The 17,418-nt window shown below is 72.3% G+C and carries 16 protein-coding genes; 7 read left to right on the plus strand and 9 right to left on the minus strand.

Annotated elements, in window-relative coordinates; all coding sequences use genetic code 11:
- Nucleotides 1-43: 43 nt before the first annotated feature.
- From EDD33_RS02445 to EDD33_RS02455, 3 genes are read right to left on the minus strand one after another with little or no spacing between them, the layout of a single operon-like run.
- Nucleotides 44-1,540, minus strand: coding sequence for a long-chain-fatty-acid--CoA ligase (locus EDD33_RS02445; protein ID WP_123388954.1), 1,497 nt, complete (start codon nucleotides 1,538-1,540; stop codon nucleotides 44-46).
- Between the two features lie 37 nt (nucleotides 1,541-1,577).
- On the minus strand, nucleotides 1,578-2,729 hold the full coding sequence (locus tag EDD33_RS02450) for an acyl-CoA dehydrogenase family protein (RefSeq protein WP_123392911.1): 1,152 nt from the start codon (nucleotides 2,727-2,729) through the stop codon (nucleotides 1,578-1,580).
- Between the two features lie 43 nt (nucleotides 2,730-2,772).
- Complete coding sequence (locus EDD33_RS02455) at nucleotides 2,773-3,525, minus strand: SDR family oxidoreductase (protein WP_123388955.1); 753 nt, start codon at nucleotides 3,523-3,525, stop codon at nucleotides 2,773-2,775.
- A gap of 86 nt (nucleotides 3,526-3,611) precedes the next feature.
- Here EDD33_RS02455 and EDD33_RS02460 point away from each other — a divergent pair, with 86 nt between their 5' ends.
- Together EDD33_RS02460 and EDD33_RS02465 are read left to right on the plus strand one after the other, a co-directional pair.
- Entirely contained in the window at nucleotides 3,612-5,303 is a 1,692-nt protein-coding gene (locus EDD33_RS02460) for an ABC-F family ATP-binding cassette domain-containing protein (protein ID WP_123388956.1), read from the plus strand.
- 32 nt (nucleotides 5,304-5,335) lie between these two features.
- The gene (locus EDD33_RS02465; protein WP_246003322.1) at nucleotides 5,336-6,244 is read left to right on the plus strand and encodes an EamA family transporter; all 909 of its coding nucleotides are present in this window, start codon (nucleotides 5,336-5,338) and stop codon (nucleotides 6,242-6,244) included.
- Here EDD33_RS02465 and EDD33_RS02470 read toward each other — a convergent pair.
- The gene (locus EDD33_RS02470) at nucleotides 6,228-6,899 is read right to left on the minus strand and encodes an LmeA family phospholipid-binding protein (protein WP_170169678.1); all 672 of its coding nucleotides are present in this window, start codon (nucleotides 6,897-6,899) and stop codon (nucleotides 6,228-6,230) included. The two genes, EDD33_RS02465 and EDD33_RS02470, sit on opposite strands and share 17 nt — an antisense overlap.
- Nucleotides 6,900-7,000: 101 nt before the next feature.
- Here EDD33_RS02470 and EDD33_RS02475 point away from each other — a divergent pair, with 101 nt between their 5' ends.
- Entirely contained in the window at nucleotides 7,001-8,602 is a 1,602-nt protein-coding gene (locus EDD33_RS02475) for a long-chain-fatty-acid--CoA ligase (protein WP_123388958.1), read from the plus strand.
- Between the two features lie 166 nt (nucleotides 8,603-8,768).
- On the opposite strand, the gene EDD33_RS02480 is transcribed toward EDD33_RS02475, so the two are convergent.
- Entirely contained in the window at nucleotides 8,769-10,100 is a 1,332-nt protein-coding gene (locus EDD33_RS02480; protein WP_123388959.1) for a citrate synthase, read from the minus strand.
- Between the two features lie 376 nt (nucleotides 10,101-10,476).
- Between EDD33_RS02480 and rplM the strand changes: the two genes are divergently transcribed.
- From rplM to EDD33_RS02500, 4 genes are all read left to right on the plus strand, one after another.
- The gene (gene rplM / locus EDD33_RS02485) at nucleotides 10,477-10,920 is read left to right on the plus strand and encodes a 50S ribosomal protein L13 (RefSeq protein ID WP_123388960.1); all 444 of its coding nucleotides are present in this window, start codon (nucleotides 10,477-10,479) and stop codon (nucleotides 10,918-10,920) included.
- 34 nt (nucleotides 10,921-10,954) lie between these two features.
- A complete protein-coding gene (gene rpsI, locus EDD33_RS02490; RefSeq protein WP_123388961.1) occupies nucleotides 10,955-11,458 on the plus strand; it encodes a 30S ribosomal protein S9 in 504 nt (167 codons plus the stop codon).
- Between the two features lie 120 nt (nucleotides 11,459-11,578).
- Nucleotides 11,579-12,925 (plus strand): phosphoglucosamine mutase, encoded by a 1,347-nt coding sequence (gene glmM / locus EDD33_RS02495; protein ID WP_123388962.1) that lies wholly within the window; start codon nucleotides 11,579-11,581, stop codon nucleotides 12,923-12,925.
- Between the two features lie 216 nt (nucleotides 12,926-13,141).
- A complete protein-coding gene (locus EDD33_RS02500) occupies nucleotides 13,142-13,573 on the plus strand; it encodes an organic hydroperoxide resistance protein (protein ID WP_123388963.1) in 432 nt (143 codons plus the stop codon).
- 154 nt (nucleotides 13,574-13,727) lie between these two features.
- Here EDD33_RS02500 and EDD33_RS02505 read toward each other — a convergent pair whose 3' ends face one another.
- From EDD33_RS02505 to EDD33_RS02520, 4 genes are all read right to left on the minus strand, one after another.
- Entirely contained in the window at nucleotides 13,728-14,849 is a 1,122-nt protein-coding gene (locus EDD33_RS02505; protein ID WP_123388964.1) for a 5-methyltetrahydropteroyltriglutamate--homocysteine S-methyltransferase, read from the minus strand.
- Nucleotides 14,850-14,946: 97 nt separating this feature from the next.
- Nucleotides 14,947-15,339 (minus strand): universal stress protein, encoded by a 393-nt coding sequence (locus tag EDD33_RS02510; RefSeq protein WP_123388965.1) that lies wholly within the window; start codon nucleotides 15,337-15,339, stop codon nucleotides 14,947-14,949.
- Nucleotides 15,336-16,847 (minus strand): tripartite tricarboxylate transporter permease, encoded by a 1,512-nt coding sequence (locus EDD33_RS02515; RefSeq protein ID WP_123388966.1) that lies wholly within the window; start codon nucleotides 16,845-16,847, stop codon nucleotides 15,336-15,338. The genes EDD33_RS02510 and EDD33_RS02515 overlap by 4 nt, the downstream gene beginning before the upstream one ends.
- 1 nt (nucleotide 16,848) lies before the next feature.
- Nucleotides 16,849-17,388, minus strand: a complete 540-nt coding sequence (locus EDD33_RS02520; RefSeq protein WP_123388967.1) for a tripartite tricarboxylate transporter TctB family protein — start codon at nucleotides 17,386-17,388, stop codon at nucleotides 16,849-16,851.
- Between the last annotated feature and the right edge of the window lie 30 nt (nucleotides 17,389-17,418).

A 17,418-nucleotide genomic window follows, 5' to 3' on the forward strand; every position in this document is an offset into this window, starting at 1 on the left:
CCATCACGACCCCGGGGTGGGGCGCACCTCGCGCGGACCCGGTTCAGGCCGTGAAGCGGGTGCGCAGCTCGCGCTTGAGGACCTTGTGGGTGGGGCCCACCGGGAGCTCGTCGACGACGTGCACGACGCGGGGGTACTTGTGCCCGGCGAGGCGCTCGCGCGACCACGCGACGAGGTCGGCGGCCTCGATCACCGTGTCGGGCGCGGGCACCACGACGGCGCAGACCTCCTCGCCCTGCTGGTCGTCGGGGAGCCCGATGACGGCGACCTGGGCGATGCCCTCGTGGCGCATCAGCACCTCCTCGACCTCGCGCGGGTAGACGTTGAAGCCGCCGCGGATGATGAGGTCCTTGGTGCGGTCCACGATCGAGATGAAGCCGTCCTCGTCGCGCCGGCCGATGTCGCCGCTGCGGAACCAGCCGTCGACGATCGCCGCCGCGGTGGCGTCGGGGTCGTCGAGGTAGCCCGCGAACACGTTGTGGCCGCGGATCACGATCTCGCCGAGCTCGCCGCGGGGGAGCAGCCGGATCTCGTCGAGCACGTGCTCGTCGGCGATCTCCACGTCGACGCCCCAGATCGGGTGGCCCACGGTGCCGGCGCGGGTGCCGTACCAGGGCTGGTTGACCGAGGCCGTCGGCGAGGTCTCGGACAGGCCGTAGCCCTCGAAGACGGTGGTGGCGAAGGTCTTCTCGAACTCCTCGAGCACCGCCACCGGCAGCGACGCGCCCCCGGAGACGCACTCGCGCAGCCGCGGCAGCTGCTCCGCCGAGCGGGCGGCGGCGAGCAGCTGGATGTACATCGTGGGCACGCCGAAGAACAGCGTGGTGGCGTGCTCGCGCATCAGGGCCAGCGCACCGGCCGGCTCGAAGCGGGGCTGCAGCACCAGCGTGGCGCCGACGCGGAAGGTGGAGTTCATCGAGACCGACTGGCCGAAGGTGTGGAACAACGGCAGGCAGCCGAGCACGACGTCGTCGCGGCGGATCGGGTTGGCGTCGAAGGCGTTGGTGGTCGCGTTGAGCACCAGGTTGAGGTGGGTCAGCACCGCTCCCTTGGGCCGGCCCGTGGTGCCACTGGTGTAGAAGATGACCGCCGGGTCGTCGGCCTCGCGGGTGGTGTGGGCGGGCAGCGGCTCGGCGTCCCCGGGCAGGTCGACGAGGTCGAGCGCGGCGACGCCCGTCTGCTCCGAGACGGCGGCCGCGACCTCGGCGTACGACGCGTGGTGGAGCAGCAGCTCGGCGCCGGAGGCCTGCACCAGGTAGGTCGCCTCCTCCGGTCCCAGCAGCGTCGGGATCGGCACCACGACACCGCCGGCGGCCACGACGCCGTAGTAGGTGCGCACGAAGTCGGTGACGTTGGGCGCCAGGATCGCGACCCGCGCTCCCGCCCCCAGCCCCCGCTGCTGCAGGGCGGCCGCGCGGACGAGCGCGTCGCGCCACAGCGCGGCGTACGTCACCCGCGCCTCGCCCTCGACGACCGCGACGCGGTCGGGGGTACGCCGGGCGGACTCGGCGAGGATGCTGGCCAGCGACAGGACGGTCATGGGTCTCCTGGGGTTCGGTGGTCGGGCCCGTCGCGGCTCAGGTGAACGCGTTGATGCCGGTCTCGGCGCGGCCGATCAGCAGCTTCTGGATCTGGCTGGTGCCTTCGTAGAGCGTCATCACGCGGGCGTCGCGGAGGTACTTCGCGGCGGGGTACTCGTCGATGTAGCCCGACCCGCCGTAGACCTGGATGGCGTGGTTGGCGGCACGGACGGCGGCCTCGGAGGCGTACAGCTTGGCCTTGGACGCGGCGACGCCGAACTTCTCGCCGCGGTCGCACAGGTCGGCGGCGCGCCAGACAAGCAGCCTCGCGGCATCGGCGTCGAGCGAGATGTCGGCGATCATGTCCTGCACCAGCTGGAAGCTGCCGATCGGACGGCCGAACTGGGTGCGGCTCGTGGCGTAGTCCACGGCCGTCTCCAGGCAGCCCTGGACGATGCCGACGCAGCCGGCGGCCACCGCGATGCGGCCCTTGTCGAGCGAGGACATGGCGATCTTGAAGCCATGGCCCTCCTCGCCCAGCATCGCCGAGGCCGGCACCCGGACGTCGGTGAGGAAGAGCTCGGCGGTGGCCTGGCCGCGCAGCCCGAGCTTGCCCTTGATCTCGCGGGCCTCGAAGCCCTCGCTGTCGGTGGGCACGATGAAGGCGGAGATGCCGCGCGGGCCCTCGCCGCCGGTGCGCGCGAAGACGAGCGCGATGTCGGCCCAGGTGCCGTTGGTGATGAAGAGCTTCTGCCCGCTGATGACCCAGTCGTCGCCGTCGCGGCGGGCCTTGGAGGTCAGGTTGCCGGCGTCGGAGCCGATGTCGGGCTCGGTCAGGCCGAAGCAGCCGAGGATCTGGGCGGTGGCGAGGCGCGGGAGGTACTCCTGCTTCTGCTCCTCGGTGCCGAAGTAGAGGATCGACTTGCCGACCAGGCCGCTGGAGACCGAGACGATGCCGCGCAGCGCGGAGTCGGCCCGGCCGAGCTCCTCCATGCCGATCGCGTAGGTGACGTAGTCGCCGCCGACCCCGCCGTACTCCTCGGGGATGGTGAGGCCGAAGAACCCGAGCTCGGCCATCTTGGGCACGATCGCGAGGTCGACGGCCTCGCGGCGGTCCCACTCGACGCGGTGCGGGACCGCCTCCTTGTCGAGGAACTCGCGGGCGATCTCGCGGAAGCTGCTCTGCTCGTCGGTGAGGCTGAGGTCCATGGCGGCCACACTACGACCGGCCCCAGCGACCTGTCCGTGGACCTCAGGCGCCGCCGGTGAGGGTGACGCCGCCGTCGAGCACGACCGTCTGCCCGGTCGTCCACGACGACTCGTCGCTGAGCAGGAAGGCCACGGTCGCGGCGACGTCCTCCGGGGTGCCGAGACGCTTCAAGGGGTACGCCGCGGCGACCTCCTCCTCGCGGCCCTCGTAGAGCGCGGTCGCGAACCGGGTCTTCACCACGGCCGGCGCGACCGCGTTGACGCGCACGGTCGGGCCCAGCTCGACGGCCAGCGACTCGGTCAGCCGCACCAGCATCGCCTTGCTCGCGCCGTACAGGTCGATGCCGGGGGCGGGCCGCAGCCCGGCGACCGAGGCGACGTTGACCACCGCGCCGCCGTGCTCGCCCAGCCAGGCGCGGTGGGCCGCCTGCACCCAGCCCAGCGCGGCGACGACGTTGACCTCGGTGATCTTGCGGGCGGCGGCGAGGTCGAGACCCATGAGTGGGCCGTAGACCGGGTTGATGCCGGTGTTGTTGACCAGCAGGTCGAGGCTGCCGTACGTCGCGACGGCCGCCGCCACGACCTCCTCGCGGTGTGCCTCGTCGTCGGCCGCCCCGGCGATCCCCAGCGCGTGGTCGGGACCGCCCAGCTCGGCGACCGCGGCCTGGAGCGCCTCGTCCCTGCGGGCGGTCACCACCACCCGCGCCCCCTCCTCCACCAGGCGCCGGGCGACCCCGAGGCCGATGCCCCGGCTCGCCCCGGTCACGACGGCGGTCTTGCCGGACAGTCCACGCACGGGCACTCCTCTGGTCGGGTCCGGGCACTCTGCCACGAGGGAAACCCGGGTGACACCGTCGCGCGGCACCGGGGAGAATCCGGGGCGTGGGTCATGTCGAGGTCGCCGGGGTGCGCTACGAGCTGCCGGACGGGCGGGTGCTGCTCGACGAGGTGTCGTTCCGGGTCGGCGAGGGGGCCAAGGTCGCGCTGGTCGGCGCCAACGGTGCCGGCAAGACGACGCTGCTGCGGATCGTCACCGGCGAGCTGGTGCCGCACGCGGGGGCGGTGACGCGCAGCGGCGGGCTGGGCGTGATGCGGCAGATGGTCGGGCGGGACGCCGAGACGGTCGCCGAGCTGCTGCTCTCCGTGGCGCCGCCGCGGGTGCGCGAGGCGGCCGCCGACGTCGACCGGCTCGAGCTGCGGCTGATGGAGGCCGACGACGAGAAGACCCAGATGGCCTACGCGCAGGCGCTCTCGGAGTTCGCCGACGCGGGCGGCTACGACATCGAGGTGGTGTGGGACAGCTGCTGCACCGCCGCGCTGGGGGCCGGCTTCGAGAGGGTGAAGTACCGCGACCTCGCCACGCTCAGCGGCGGCGAGCAGAAGCGGCTGGTGCTGGAGTACCTCCTCGCCGGGCCCGACCAGGTGCTGCTGCTCGACGAGCCCGACAACTTCCTCGACGTCCCCGGCAAGGTGTGGCTGGAGCGACGCATCCGGGAGTCGCCGAAGACGGTCCTGTTCATCAGCCACGACCGCGAGCTGCTGGCCAACACCGCGACCCGGGTCGTGACCGTGGAGCTGGGTGCTGCGGGCAACACGGTGTGGACCCACCCGGGCGACTTCGCGTCGTACCACCAGGCGCGCAGCGACCGGTTCGCGCGCTTCGAGGAGCTCAAGCGGCGCTGGGACGAGGAGCACGCCAAGCTCGTGGCGCTGGTGCTGCGCTACCGCGTGAAGGCGGAGTTCAACGACGGGCTCGCCTCGCAGTACAAGGCCGCCCAGACCCGGCTGCGCAAGTTCGAGGAGGCGGGCCCGCCCACGGGGCAGCCGCGGGAGCAGCAGGTGACGATGCGGCTCACCGGCGGCCGCACCGGCAAGCGCGCGGTCGTGTGCGAGCAGCTGGAGCTGACCGGGCTGATGCGGCCCTTCGACCTCGAGGTCTGGTACGGCGAGCGGGTGGCCGTCCTCGGCTCCAACGGCTCCGGCAAGTCCCACTTCCTGCGGCTGCTGGCCGCGGGCGGCTCGGACCCCGACGTCGAGCACCGGCCCGTCGGCGACGCCCCGCCCGACCCGGTGCGCCACACCGGACGGGCGCGGCTGGGCGCGCGGGTGCGACCGGGCTGGTTCGTGCAGACCCACGCCCACCCCGAGCTGGTCGGCCGCACGCTCGTGGACGTGCTGCACCGCGGCGAGACCGGACCGCAGGGCGTGGGCCGTCCGGGCATGCCGCGCGAGCCCGCCTCGCGGGCGCTGGACCGCTACGAGCTGGCCCACGCCGCCGACCAGACCTTCGACTCGCTCTCGGGCGGGCAGCAGGCGCGGTTCCAGATCCTGCTGCTCGAGCTCTCCGGGGCGACGCTGCTGCTCCTCGACGAGCCGACCGACAACCTCGACGTGGAGTCCGCCGAGGCGCTCGAGGAGGGCCTGGCGCGGTTCGAGGGCACCGTCGTCGCGGTCACCCACGACCGCTGGTTCGCCCGCGGCTTCGACCGGTTCCTGGTCTACGGCGCGGACGGCGCGGTCTACGAGTCGGAGGGCCCGGTGTGGGACGAGGGGCGGGTCAGCCGGGCCCGCTGAGGAGTCGCGACGGCGCCACCTAGGCTCCTCGGGTGGTCGACGGAGCAGCTCGGGGGTCGCGGCTCGTCGTACCCGCTCCGCTGCTGGTGCTCGGCGGCGTCCTCTCGGTGCAGTTCGGTGGCGCGCTGGCCGCCACGCTCGTCCCCGAGATCGGGGCCGGCGGGTCCGTGCTGCTGCGCATCGGCATCTCCGCGCTCATCCTGGTCGCGCTGGTGCGGCCCCGGCTGCGCGGTCACTCCCGCCGCGACTGGGCGACCGTGGTGGCGTTCGGCATCGCCCTCGGGCTGATGAACTGGAGCTTCTACGGCTCGCTGGCCCACCTGCCGCTCGGGGTGGCGGTGACGGTGGAGTTCATGGGGCCGCTGCTGCTCACCACGGTGCTGTCGCGGCGCCTGCTCGACTTCGTCGCCGTCGGGGCGGCGGCCGCCGGGGTGGTGCTGATCTCCGAGGCGCTGACGGTGCCGTTCGAGGACCTGAGCGGCACCGGGTTGCTGCTGGCCGCGACGGCAGGCGTCTTCTGGGCGGCGTACATCCTGCTGAGCAGCCGGACCGGCGCGGCGTTCCCCCGCCTGGACGGGCTGTCGATCGCGCTGCTGGTCTCGCTCGTGGTGGTCGTGCCCGCGGGCCTGCCCAGCCTGGGGGAGTGGACGCCGCGGCACCTGCTCCTGGGGCTGGGGCTGGCGGTGCTGTCCTCGCTGCTGCCCTACTCCCTGGAGCTGCTGGCGCTGCGCCGGCTGGCGGCCCCGGTGTTCGGCATCCTGCTCTCCCTCGAGCCGGCGGTGGCCGCGCTCGCCGGGCTGCTCGTGCTCGGCCAGCGCCTCGACGGGCTGCAGGTCCTCGGGCTGCTGCTCGTGGTGGCGGCGTCGGTGATCGTGCTCGGGCTGGGGGCGCGGCGCGCGCCCGCGGCGGTCGCGGAGGCCGAGCTCAGCCCGCGTAGCTGAGGTCGCGGCCCACCAGCACCAGCCGGAGGCCCGACGTCGTCGCCGACAGCGACTCCGGGCGGACGTCGTACGGCAGGCCGTCCACGGGCAGGTCGACGTCGAACGCCGCCTGCACCACGGCCGTCACCGCGGGAGGGAGCGAGCCCTCGGCGGCGGCGTCGACGAACCGCACCGCGCCCTCGGTCAGCCGCGGCCGCACCGTCACGCCGGGGTCGAAGTCCTGGCCCGCGACGGTGACCTCGCGGCTGCCGCGCACCCGCCCCTCGCCGACGTAGGTCACGTCGAGCCCGGTCAGCCGGCCCAGCTCGCCGTAGGAGATGGTCGTCACCGCCCGTCCCCGCCCCGCCGCGAACCGGGACACGTCGCGGTCGGTGGTGACGTCGGTGAAGGTGACGCGCAGCCGCGCCAGGCGCAGCTCGCCGTCACCGCTGCGCACCACGACGTCCTCGGCGGTCGCGCTCACCTCGCCGAACTCGCGCGCCAACGCCTGGGTGAGGAAGGGGAACCCGGCGATGTCGACGTCGGGGGTCGAGCCGAGGTCCTGGCTGGCCGCGAGCCGCGTGGCGACCTCACGCTCGGCCCACCAGTCGGCGGCACGGTCCGCGCCGACCGCGAGCAGGGCCAGCACGACGAGGGTCCAGAGCAGGGTGCGCACGCGCGACAGCCTGGCAGGCGGGCCGGAGGGGAACCCACGGCGTTGTCCGCTCGTGTGAGGTGTGTCACCCTCACCCCACCCGAGCCCGAGGAGATCGCCAGATGACCGCCACCGAGACCGCGCCCACCAGCCCCGGGGCGCTGCCCGACCCCGTGCTGCTCGACGACCGGCTGACCCACTGGGCGACCACGACGCCGGACGCGGAGGCGTTCACCTACCTCGGCCGCACCTGGACCTGGGCCCAGTGGGAGGAGCGCGTACGCCGCCTCGCCGGCGCGCTGAGGTCGCTGGGCGTCGGGCGCGGCGACGTGGTGTCCTTCCTCGACAAGAACCACCCCGCCTGCGTGGAGCTGACCATGGCCGCGGCCTCGCTCGGGGCCGCCAACGCGATCATCAACTTCCGGCTGGCCGGCGACGAGATCGACTACGCCGTCAACGACTCCGGCGCCACGGTGCTGCTCGTCGGCAGCGAGCTGCTGCCGACGATCTCGCGCATCCGCGACAGGCTCGTCCACGTCGAGGAGGTCGTCGAGCTGACCCCCGACGGCGGCGAGGGCGACCAGTACGAGGCGCTGCTCGCGCGGTCGGAGCCGATCGGCCGCGACCCGGAGGTGACGCCCGACGACGTGTGCCTGGTGATGTACTCCTCGGGCACCACCGGCCGGCCCAAGGGCGTGATGCTCACCCAGGCCAACATGGTCGCCCACACCCTCGCGGCCCACGACGGCTGGGGCTTCGACCCCGGCGACAAGAACATGGTCTCGATGCCGCTGTTCCACGTCGGCGGCTCGTCGTACGTCCTGTTCAGCATCCACGACGGCGTGCCCAGCGTGATGACGCGCGACCCCGACGGCGCCTCGCTGGCCGGCGCGATCATGCAGGGTGCCAACCGCACCTTCCTGGTGCCGGCCGTGCTCGCCCAGGTGCTGCAGTCCGGGCCCGACGCGGTGCGGCTGTTCGGGCAGCTGAAGACCTACTGCTACGGCGCGGCGCCGATGCCGCTGCCGCTGCTGCGGGCCGCCATCGAGGCCTGGCCCGACACCGACTTCATCCAGGTCTACGGCCTCACCGAGCTGTGCGGCGTGATCACCCACCTGATGCCGCCCGAGCACCGCGACCCCGACCACCCCGAGCGGCTGGTGAGCGCGGGGCAGGTGCTGCCCGGCGCCGAGGTGCGCGTCGTGGACCCCGGCAGCCTCGAGGACGTCGCGGTCGGCGAGCACGGCGAGCTGTGGTTCCGCAGCCCGCAGGTGATGAAGGGCTACCTCCACCAGCCCGAGGCCACGGCGGAGGTGATCACCGAGGACGGGTGGTTCCGCACCGGTGACATGGGCAAGGTCGACGCCGACGGCTACGTCTACGTCGAGGACCGGCTCAAGGACATGATCATCTCGGGCGGGGAGAACATCTACAGCCCCGAGATCGAGCGGGTGCTGGCCGAGCACCCGGCCGTCGCGGAGGTGGCGATCATCGGGGTGCCCGACGACCGCTGGGGCGAGTCGGTCAAGGCCGTGGTCTCGCTCAAGCCCGGCGCCTCGGCGGGCGAGGACGAGCTGATCGCGTTCTGCAAGGAGCACCTCGCCTCCTACAAGGCGCCGAAGTCCGTCGACGTCCTCGAGGCGCTGCCCCGCAACCCCACCGGCAAGATCCTCAAGCGCAGCCTGCGGGCGCCGTACTGGGAGGGGCAGGAGCGCCAGGTCTGAGGCCGGGCTGGGGCGGGTCTGCTCCACGGGCGTCGGCGGTTTCCCACGTCCGCCTGGTTTCTCCGGCGGAGCCTCCCCGACGTACGACGCGTCGCCCCGGCAGCCGGACGCGACGAGGGCCGGTCCACCCGCAGGTGGACCGGCCCTCGGTCGTACGACGTGACGCTCAGCTGATGCCGGGCGTGATCCCCGCGTCGCCGGCCCAGCGCTCCGAGCTCGGCACGAAGTCGAGCGTGCGGTCGCCGGTGTAGATCTGCTTGGGGCGGGCGATCTTCTGGTCCTTGTCCTGCACCAGCTCCAGCCACTGCGCGAGCCAGCCGGGGGTGCGGCCGATCGCGAACAGGACGGTGAACATCTCCGGCGGGAACTGGAAGGCCTCGTAGATCAGGCCGGAGTAGAAGTCGACGTTGGGGTAGAGCTTGCGCTTGACGAAGTACTCGTCCTCGAGCGCGATCTTCTCCAGCTCCTGGGCGATCTCGAGCAGCGGGTTGACCCCGGTGACCTCGAAGACGTCGTCGCAGGCCTTCTTGATGATCTTGGCGCGCGGGTCGTAGTTCTTGTAGACCCGGTGGCCGAAGCCCATCAGCTTCTCGTTGCCGTTCTTCACGCCCTCGATGAAGGCGGGGATGTTCTCCTTGCTGCCGATGCGTCGCAGCATCCGGAGCACGGCCTCGTTGGCGCCACCGTGGAGCGGTCCGTAGAGCGCGCCGATGCCGGCGGCGACCGAGGAGTAGGGGTCGACCTGCGAGGAGCCGACGGAACGGACCGCGTTGGTCGAGCAGTTCTGCTCGTGGTCGGCGTGCAGGATGAACAGCACGTCGAGCGCCTTGACGAGGCGCTCGTCGGCGACGTACTTCTGCTCGCTCATCTTGAACAGCATCGCGAGGAAGTTCTCGGTGTAGGACAGCTCGTTGTCGGGGTAGACGTAGGGCTTGCCCTGGGCGTGCCGGAAGGCCCAGGCGCCGAGCGTCGGCATCTTGGCGATCATCCGCACGATCTGCATGTGGCGGTTGTCGGCGTCGGTGATGTTGTTCGACTCGGGGTAGAACGTCGACAGCGCGCCGACGGAGGCCATCAGCATCCCCATCGGGTGGGCGTCGTAGCGGAAGCCCTGCATGAAGGTCTTGACGTTCTCGTGCAGGAACGTGTGGTGGGTGATCTCGTGCACCCAGGCGTCGTACTGCTCCTTGGTGGGCAGCGCGCCGTGGATGAGCAGGTAGGCGACCTCGAGGAAGCTGGACTTCTCGGCCAGCTGCTCGATGGGGTAGCCGCGGTACTCCAGGATCCCCTTCTCGCCGTCGATGTAGGTGACCGAGCTGCGGCACGACGCGGTGTTGGTGAACCCGGGGTCGTACGTCGACAGGCCGGGGCTGTCCTCGTCGATCTTGATCTGACCGGGCTCGGCGGCCTTGATGGCGCCGTCGCTGATCTGGATCTGGTACTCCTTGCCGGTCCGGTTGTCCCGGACGGTGAGGGTGTTGTCACCGGTGTCGGTCACGTCGACTCCTTGCGCTCGAGGGCGGGGCGGTCGCCCCGGCGTGGGGTGGTGCGGTCGAGACGGTGAGGACGGGGTTGCCGTCGCAGGCGGAGCGGGCTGGTGCGCCCGGTTTCACCGGTCTTCAACCTAGTGCGTGGTCGGTGACCCCCACCAGTGGGGAGGCGTTTTGACGCCTCGCGCGTGGGGCCGGTATCTTTGCAGGTCGCGTCTCCTGCCGCGCCCGGCCGACCTTCGTCGTCGGCCTGGTGCAGTCCCGGGAAGGCTGGCCCACCACGGTGGTCCACGTCCCGGGCAGAGTTCGTCAGAAGGCGCTGCACCACCCACCGGTCCGGGAATCAGCCCGGGCGGTCACGAACGAGCAAGTAAGGCAACAAACGTGCGCACGTACAGCCCCAAGCCCGGCGACGTCCAGCGCGAGTGGCACGTCATCGACGCCACCGACGTCCGGATGGGCCGCCTCGCCGTGCAGGTCGCGAACCTGCTCCGCGGGAAGCACAAGCCCACCTTCGCCCCGCACATGGACATGGGCGACTTCGTCATCGTCGTCAACGCGGAGAAGCTGTCCCTGTCGGGCACCAAGTCCACGAAGAAGATGTCCTACCACCACTCGGGCTTCCCGGGTGGTCTGTCGGCCACCCCGATGGGGGAGCTGCTGGAGAAGGACGCGCGCAAGGCCGTCGAGAAGGCCGTCTGGGGCATGCTCCCCAAGAACCGCCTCGGCCGTCAGGTCCTCAAGAAGCTGAAGGTGTACTCCGGTCCGGAGCACCCGCACACGGCCCAGCTGGCCAAGCCCTTCGAGATCACCCAGATCTCCCAGTAACTCTCCCCGACCCAGATCTGACGTAAGGAACACCGTGGCTGACACGACCAACGAGACCGGCGAGGAGACCTACGAGGTCAACGAGCAGGGTGTCGCGTACTCCTCCGAGAGCGCTCCCAGCGCCGACGCCCCCGCCCGTCCGGCGACCATCGCCCCCGCAGCGGCCACCGGCCGCCGCAAGGAGGCGGTCGCCCGCGTGCGGATCGTCCCCGGCTCCGGCAAGTGGACCGTCAACGGTCGCGAGCTGGACAACTACTTCCCCAACAAGCTCCACCAGCAGGTCGTGAACGAGCCGTTCGCCACCACCCAGCTGGAGGGGCGCTTCGACGTCATCGCCCGCATCCACGGCGGTGGCATCACCGGTCAGGCCGGCGCCCTGCGCCTCGGCGTGGCCCGCTGCCTCAACGCGATCGACGAGGAGGCCAACCGCCCGGACCTGAAGAAGGCCGGTCTGCTGACCCGCGACGCCCGCGTCATCGAGCGCAAGAAGGCCGGTCTGAAGAAGGCCCGCAAGGCGCCCCAGTTCAGCAAGCGCTGACCTCAGCACCTGCACGTCGGCCGTCCCGCAGCCCATCGGCTGCGGGGCGGCCGACGTCGTTGTACGGTCGCGGCCGCGGATCGCCGCGTCGTACGCCCCGTCAATCCCGGAGGGTCTCCCATGGCACGCCTGTTCGGCACCGACGGGGTCCGCGGCCTGGCCAACGGTGACCTCACCGCTGAGCTGGCCCTGGACCTCTCCGTCTCCGCCGCCCACATCCTCGCCGAGCGCGGCACCTTCGCCGGGCACCGGCCGACGGCGGTCGTCGGACGCGACACCCGCATCTCGGGGCAGTTCCTCGAGGCCGCGGTGGTCGCCGGGCTCGCGTCGGCCGGCGTCGACGTGCTGCTCCTCGGCGAGCTCCCCACCCCCGGCGTCGCCTGGCTGACCGCCGAGCTCGGCGCCGACCTCGGCGTGATGCTGTCGGCCTCGCACAACGCCATGCCCGACAACGGCATCAAGTTCCTGGCCCGCGGCGGCGTCAAGCTCGACGACGCGATCGAGGCGGCCATCGAGAAGCGGCTGCGCGAGCCCTGGGACCGGCCCACCGGTGCCACGGTCGGACGCGTCCGCACCCTCGACACCGCGGTCGAGCAGTACGCCGCCCACCTGGTCGGCACCATCGAGCACCCCCTCGCTGGTCTCAAGGTCGTCCTCGACTGCGCCCACGGCGCCGCCTCCGCGGTCGGCCCGCTCGCGCTGCGCGACGCCGGGGCCGAGGTCGTCGCGATCTGCGCCGAGCCCGACGGCACCAACATCAACGAGGGCTGCGGCTCGACCCACCTCGAGGTGCTGCAGGCGGCCGTCCTGGAGCACGGCGCCGACGCCGGCTTCGCGCTCGACGGCGACGCCGACCGGTGCCTGGCCGTGGACCGTCGCGGCGAGGTCGTCGACGGCGACCAGATCCTGGCCGTCCTGGCGCTGTCGATGCGCGAGGCCGGGCGGCTCCACGACGACACCGTCGTCGCGACCGTGATGAGCAACCTGGGCTTCGTGCAGGCGATGCGGGCCGCCGGGGTCGGGGTGCGGCAGACCAAGGTCGGCGACCGCTACGTCCTGGAGGCGATGAAGGTCCTCGGCTTCACCCTGGGCGGCGAGCAGTCCGGCCACGTCATCATGAGCCGCTACGCCACCACCGGCGACGGCCTGCTGACCGCGCTGCACGTGCTCGACCGCATGGTGAGCACCGGCCAGGAGCTGCACGAGCTCGCCGCGGTGATGACCCGCCTGCCCCAGGTGCTGGTCAACGTGCCGGGCGTCGACAAGGCCCGCGCCGACGAGGACTTCGTGCTGGCGGCCGCGGTCGCCGACGCCGAGGCCGAGCTGGGCGACGAGGGCCGGGTGCTGCTCCGCCCCTCGGGCACCGAGCCGCTCGTCCGCGTCATGGTCGAGGCCCCCACCGCCGACCAGGCCCGCGCGGTCGCCGACCGGCTGGCGGGCGTGGTGCGCGACCAGCTGTCCCTCTAGCCGCCGAGCGGGCAGTTGTGCTGACGCTGGATGCGCCGAGCGGGCAGTTCTGCTGAGGGTGGGTGTGGCGAGCGGGCAGCTCTGCTGAGGGTGGGTGCGCCGAGCGGGCAGTTCTGCTGAGGGTGGGTGCGCCGAGCGGGCAGTTCTGCTGACGCTGGTACGCCGGCCGGCCCGGCGTACGGAACAAAGGGGGTGGTCCTGCCGGTTGGGCCAGGCATGACCAACACACCCGAGAAGATCGTCTACACCGCCCGCGCCACCGTGACCGGCGGCCGCCAGGGCCGCGCGACGTCCGAGGACGGCGTGCTGGACCTGTCGCTGACCGCCCCCAAGGAGACCGGTGGGCCGGGTACGGGGACCAACCCCGAGCAGCTGTTCGCGGTCGGGTACGGCGCCTGCTTCCAGGGCGCGCTCGGCCTCGTGGCCAAGAAGCAGGGCGTCGACGCCTCGGGCTCGACCCTCGACATCGCCGTGGGCTTCGGTCCCGAGGGCGACTCGTTCGCCATCACCGCCGACATCGTCGCGACCATCCCTGGCGTCGACGACGCCAAGGCCCAGGAGCTGGTCGAGGCCGCCCACGCGGTCTGCCCCTACTCCAAGGCCACCCGCGGCAACGTGCCCGTCACGGTCACCGGCAAGGGCGCCTGACCCCCACGCCTGACCACCGAGGACCCCGGACGACACCGTCCGGGGCCCTCGTCGCGCGCAGAGGTGCCCGGTCGGCGGTCCTGGAGCGAGCAGAAGTGCCCGGTCGGCGGTCCTGGAGCGAGCAGACGTGCCCGGTCGGCGGCTGTCGCTCGCGTCAGCCCCAGACCTCCTGGGCCACCTCGACGACCAGCCGGAGCTTGGCGACCTCGTCGTCCTGGGTGAGGTCGTTGCCCTCGACGGTGGAGGAGAAGCCGCACTGCGGGGAGATGCTGAGCTGCTCGAGCGGCACGTGCTTCGCGGCCTCGTCGATGCGACGCTTGAGGTCGTCCTTGCTCTCCAGCACCGGCGACTTGGTGGTGACCAGGCCGAGCACGACCTGCTTGCCCGGCGGCACGAAGCGGAGCGGCTCGAAGCCGCCGGAGCGCTCGTCGTCGTACTCCAGGAAGAAGCCGTCGACGTCGAGGCCACCGAACAGCGCCTCCGCGACGAAGTCGTAGCTGCCCGAGGCCGCCCACGAGGAGCGGTAGTTGCCGCGGCACAGGTGGGTGGTGACGGCAAGGCCCTCGGGGCGGCCGGACAGCGCCTGGTTGAGGGTGCGGATGTAGCGCTCGTGCTGGTGGTCGGCGTCACCGCCCTTGGCCGTCACGGCCTCGCGCTGGGCGGGGTCGTTGAGGTAGGCGAGGCTGGTGTCGTCGAGCTGGAGGTAGGTGCAGCCGCGGTCGGCGATCATCCGCACCTGCTGGGAGTACGCCGCCGCGAGGTCGTCGAAGAACGCGTCCTCGTCGGCGTACACGCTCGGGTCGATCGCCGCGGTGCCGCCGCGGTAGTGGACCATGCTCGGCGAGGGGATCGTCAGCTTCGGCGTCGTCCCGGCGGGTGCCACCGACCGCAGGTGCGCGAAGGCGTCGGCGAAGATCGGCTCCTCGATCCGCACGGGCGCGTCGACGACCAGCCCCGCGGAGGTGAACGAGCGGTCCTCCGAGGCGTTGCGCATCCGCACCTCGAGCTGCTCCTCGGTGCGGCGGATGCCGGTGACGGCGTAGATGAAGTCCATGTGCCACGACGTACGCCGGAACTCGCCGTCGGTGACGGTCTGCATCCCCGCGTCGGCCTGGAGGCGTACGACGTCGGCGATCGCCTCGTCCTCGGCGGCCCGCAGCCCGGCGTCGTCGAGTCGCCCGTCGGCGTGCGCGGCGCGGGCCTCGAGCAGCGCGGGCGGGCGCAGCAGGCTCCCGACGTGGTCGGCACGGAAGGGCGGGGTGGTGCGTGCGGTCATCGGGGCTCCCGAGGGTGAGGGTGCCGCCAACCTAGCCCCGGCCCGGAACGGCCCGCTCGGGGCTCCAGGGGGGACCCGGAGCGCCCGCTCGGCGGTGCTAGGCGGGCGGCTTGACCGCCAGGACCGGGCAGGTCGCGTCGAGCAGGATCCGCTGGCCGACGCTGCCCATGAGGGCCTTGCCGACGGGGGAGCGGTGCCGGACGCCGACGACGACCAGCGCGGCGTCGGTCTCGCGGGCCACCTCCAGGACGGCCTGGGCGACGTCGGGGACGACCTCGTGGCGCACCGTAACCGTGACGCCCCGGCCCTCGAGGTCGGAGGTGATCGCCGCGATCTGGTCCTCGTGGGCGTAGCGCGGGTCGACCAGGGCGTCGCCCTTGGTCGCGTTGACGACCACCAGGTCGGTCCCGCGGCGCACGGCCTCGGCGGCCCCGTGGTCCAGGGCGGCCTGCCCGTAGGCGTCGGGGGTGTAGGCGACCACGATGCTCATGCGTTGACCTCGTCCTTCTCGGTGACCGACGTGGGGGTGGTGGAGCGCGAACCGCGGACCCGGGCGACGACGAGCCCGACGAGCAGCAGCGCCATGACGACGTACGCCGTGATGGCCACCGGCTCGCCGAGGAGCGTGCCGTAGTCGCCGCGGGAGATCTCGAGCGCCTCCGAGAGCTGCTCCTCCAGGCGGGGGCCGAGGATGACGCCGATGATCAGCGGCAGCACCGGGATCCCGAAGCGGCGCATCGCGAAGCCGAGGATGCCCAGGACGAGCAGCAGGCCGAGGTCGAAGGACGAGGTGCCGGCGGCGTAGGCGCCCAGGGTGGCGAAGAACAGGATGCCGGCGTAGAGGTAGGGCCGGGGGATCTGGAGCAGCTTGGCCCAGACCGGCGCCAGCGGCAGGTTGAGCACCAGCAGCAGCGTGTTGGCGACGAACAGGCTCGCCAGCAGCGCCCAGACCAGGGCCTCGTTCTGCGTCATGAACTGCGGGCCGGGCTGCAGGCCGTAGCTCTCGAAGGCCACCAGGATGACCGCCGCGGTGGCGGTGGTCGGCAGGCCGAGCGCGAGCATCGGCAGCAGGGTGCCGGCGGCCGAGGCGTTGTTGGCGGCCTCGGGCCCGGCGACGCCCTCGATGGCGCCCTTGCCGAACTCCTCGGGGTGCTTGGAGAGGCGACGCTCGGTGACGTAGGACAGGAAGGTCGGCACCTCGGCGCCACCGGCGGGCAGCGCGCCGAACGGGAAGCCGAACGCGGTGCCGCGCAGCCAGGGCTTCCAGGAGCGGCCCCAGTCGGCCTTGCTCATCCAGGGCTGGCCGACGGGGATGATCTCGAGCGGCTTGCGGCGCAGGTGGGCGGCGACCCACAGCGCCTCGCCGAGCGCGAAGATCGCGACGGCGACGACGACGATCTCGATGCCGTCGGAGAGCTCGGCGAAGCCGAAGGTCATCCGGGGCTGGCCGCTGGTCATGCCGACCAGGCCGATGGCCAGACCGAGGAACAGCGCGATGAAGCCGCGCAGCTTGGAGGAGCCGAGCACCACGGTGACCGCGAAGAGCGCGAGCAGCATGATCGCGAAGTACGACGGGGCGCCGAGCTGGACGACCAGCGGGCCGACCGTGGGGGCCAGCACGATGAGCAGGACGGTGCCGATGGTGCCGGCGACGAAGGAGCCGATGGCGGCCGTGGCCAGGGCCTGCGCGGCCCGGCCGTTCTTGGCCATCTTGTTGCCCTCGAGCGCGGTGATCACCGACGAGGACTCACCGGGGGTGTTGAGCAGGATCGAGGTGGTGGAGCCGCCGTACATGCCGCCGTAGTAGATGCCGGCGAACATGATCAGCGCGCTGTCGGCCGGGACGCTGTAGGTCACGGGCAGCAGCAGCGCCACGGTCATGGCCGGGCCGATGCCGGGCAGCACGCCGACGGCGGTGCCGAGCAGCACGCCGACGACGGCGAAGAGCAGGTTGGTGGGCGTCAGCGCGGTGGCGAAGCCGTCGAGGAGCAGGTCCATGTCACAGGACTCCGTTCAGGATGCCGGCGGGCAGCGGGACGCCCAGGCCGACGTAGAAGGCGTAGAAGGTGCCGACCGAGAGGGCGACGCCCAGCGCGATGTCGCGGACCCAGTGGCGGCTGCCCAGGACCCAGGCGGCGCCGGTGAACAGGATGGCGCCGGTGATGGCCCACCCGAGGACCTCGATCAGGAAGACGTTGACGCAGAGCACGGCGACGAGCAGCCCGAGCGTGCGGACGTCGGTGCCGCCGCTGAGGTCGACGTCCTCGCCCTCCTCGGCCTCGGCGACGTCGCCGCGGGCCGTCGCGACGGCCAGCAGGACCGCGAGCACGAGCAGCACGCCGCCGACGACGTAGGCGAAGGTGGAGGGCGGCAGGAAGTCCGCGGACAGGCCGCCGCGGAGCTGGGTGCCGTTGTAGACGACGTAGCCGCCGGCCACGGCGAGGAAGGCCGCCATGGCGTACTGCGCGGTGTCGACGACGCGGTGGCGCGTCGGCTCGGGCGCCGGGGGTGCCGCGGGGGCGGCGTGCTGCTGGGACATCGGTGTCTCCTCGATCGGCCGGGTGACCGG

This window comes from Nocardioides aurantiacus, assembly GCF_003752505.1.
Taxonomy (GTDB): Bacteria; Actinomycetota; Actinomycetes; order Propionibacteriales; family Nocardioidaceae; genus Marmoricola; species Marmoricola aurantiacus.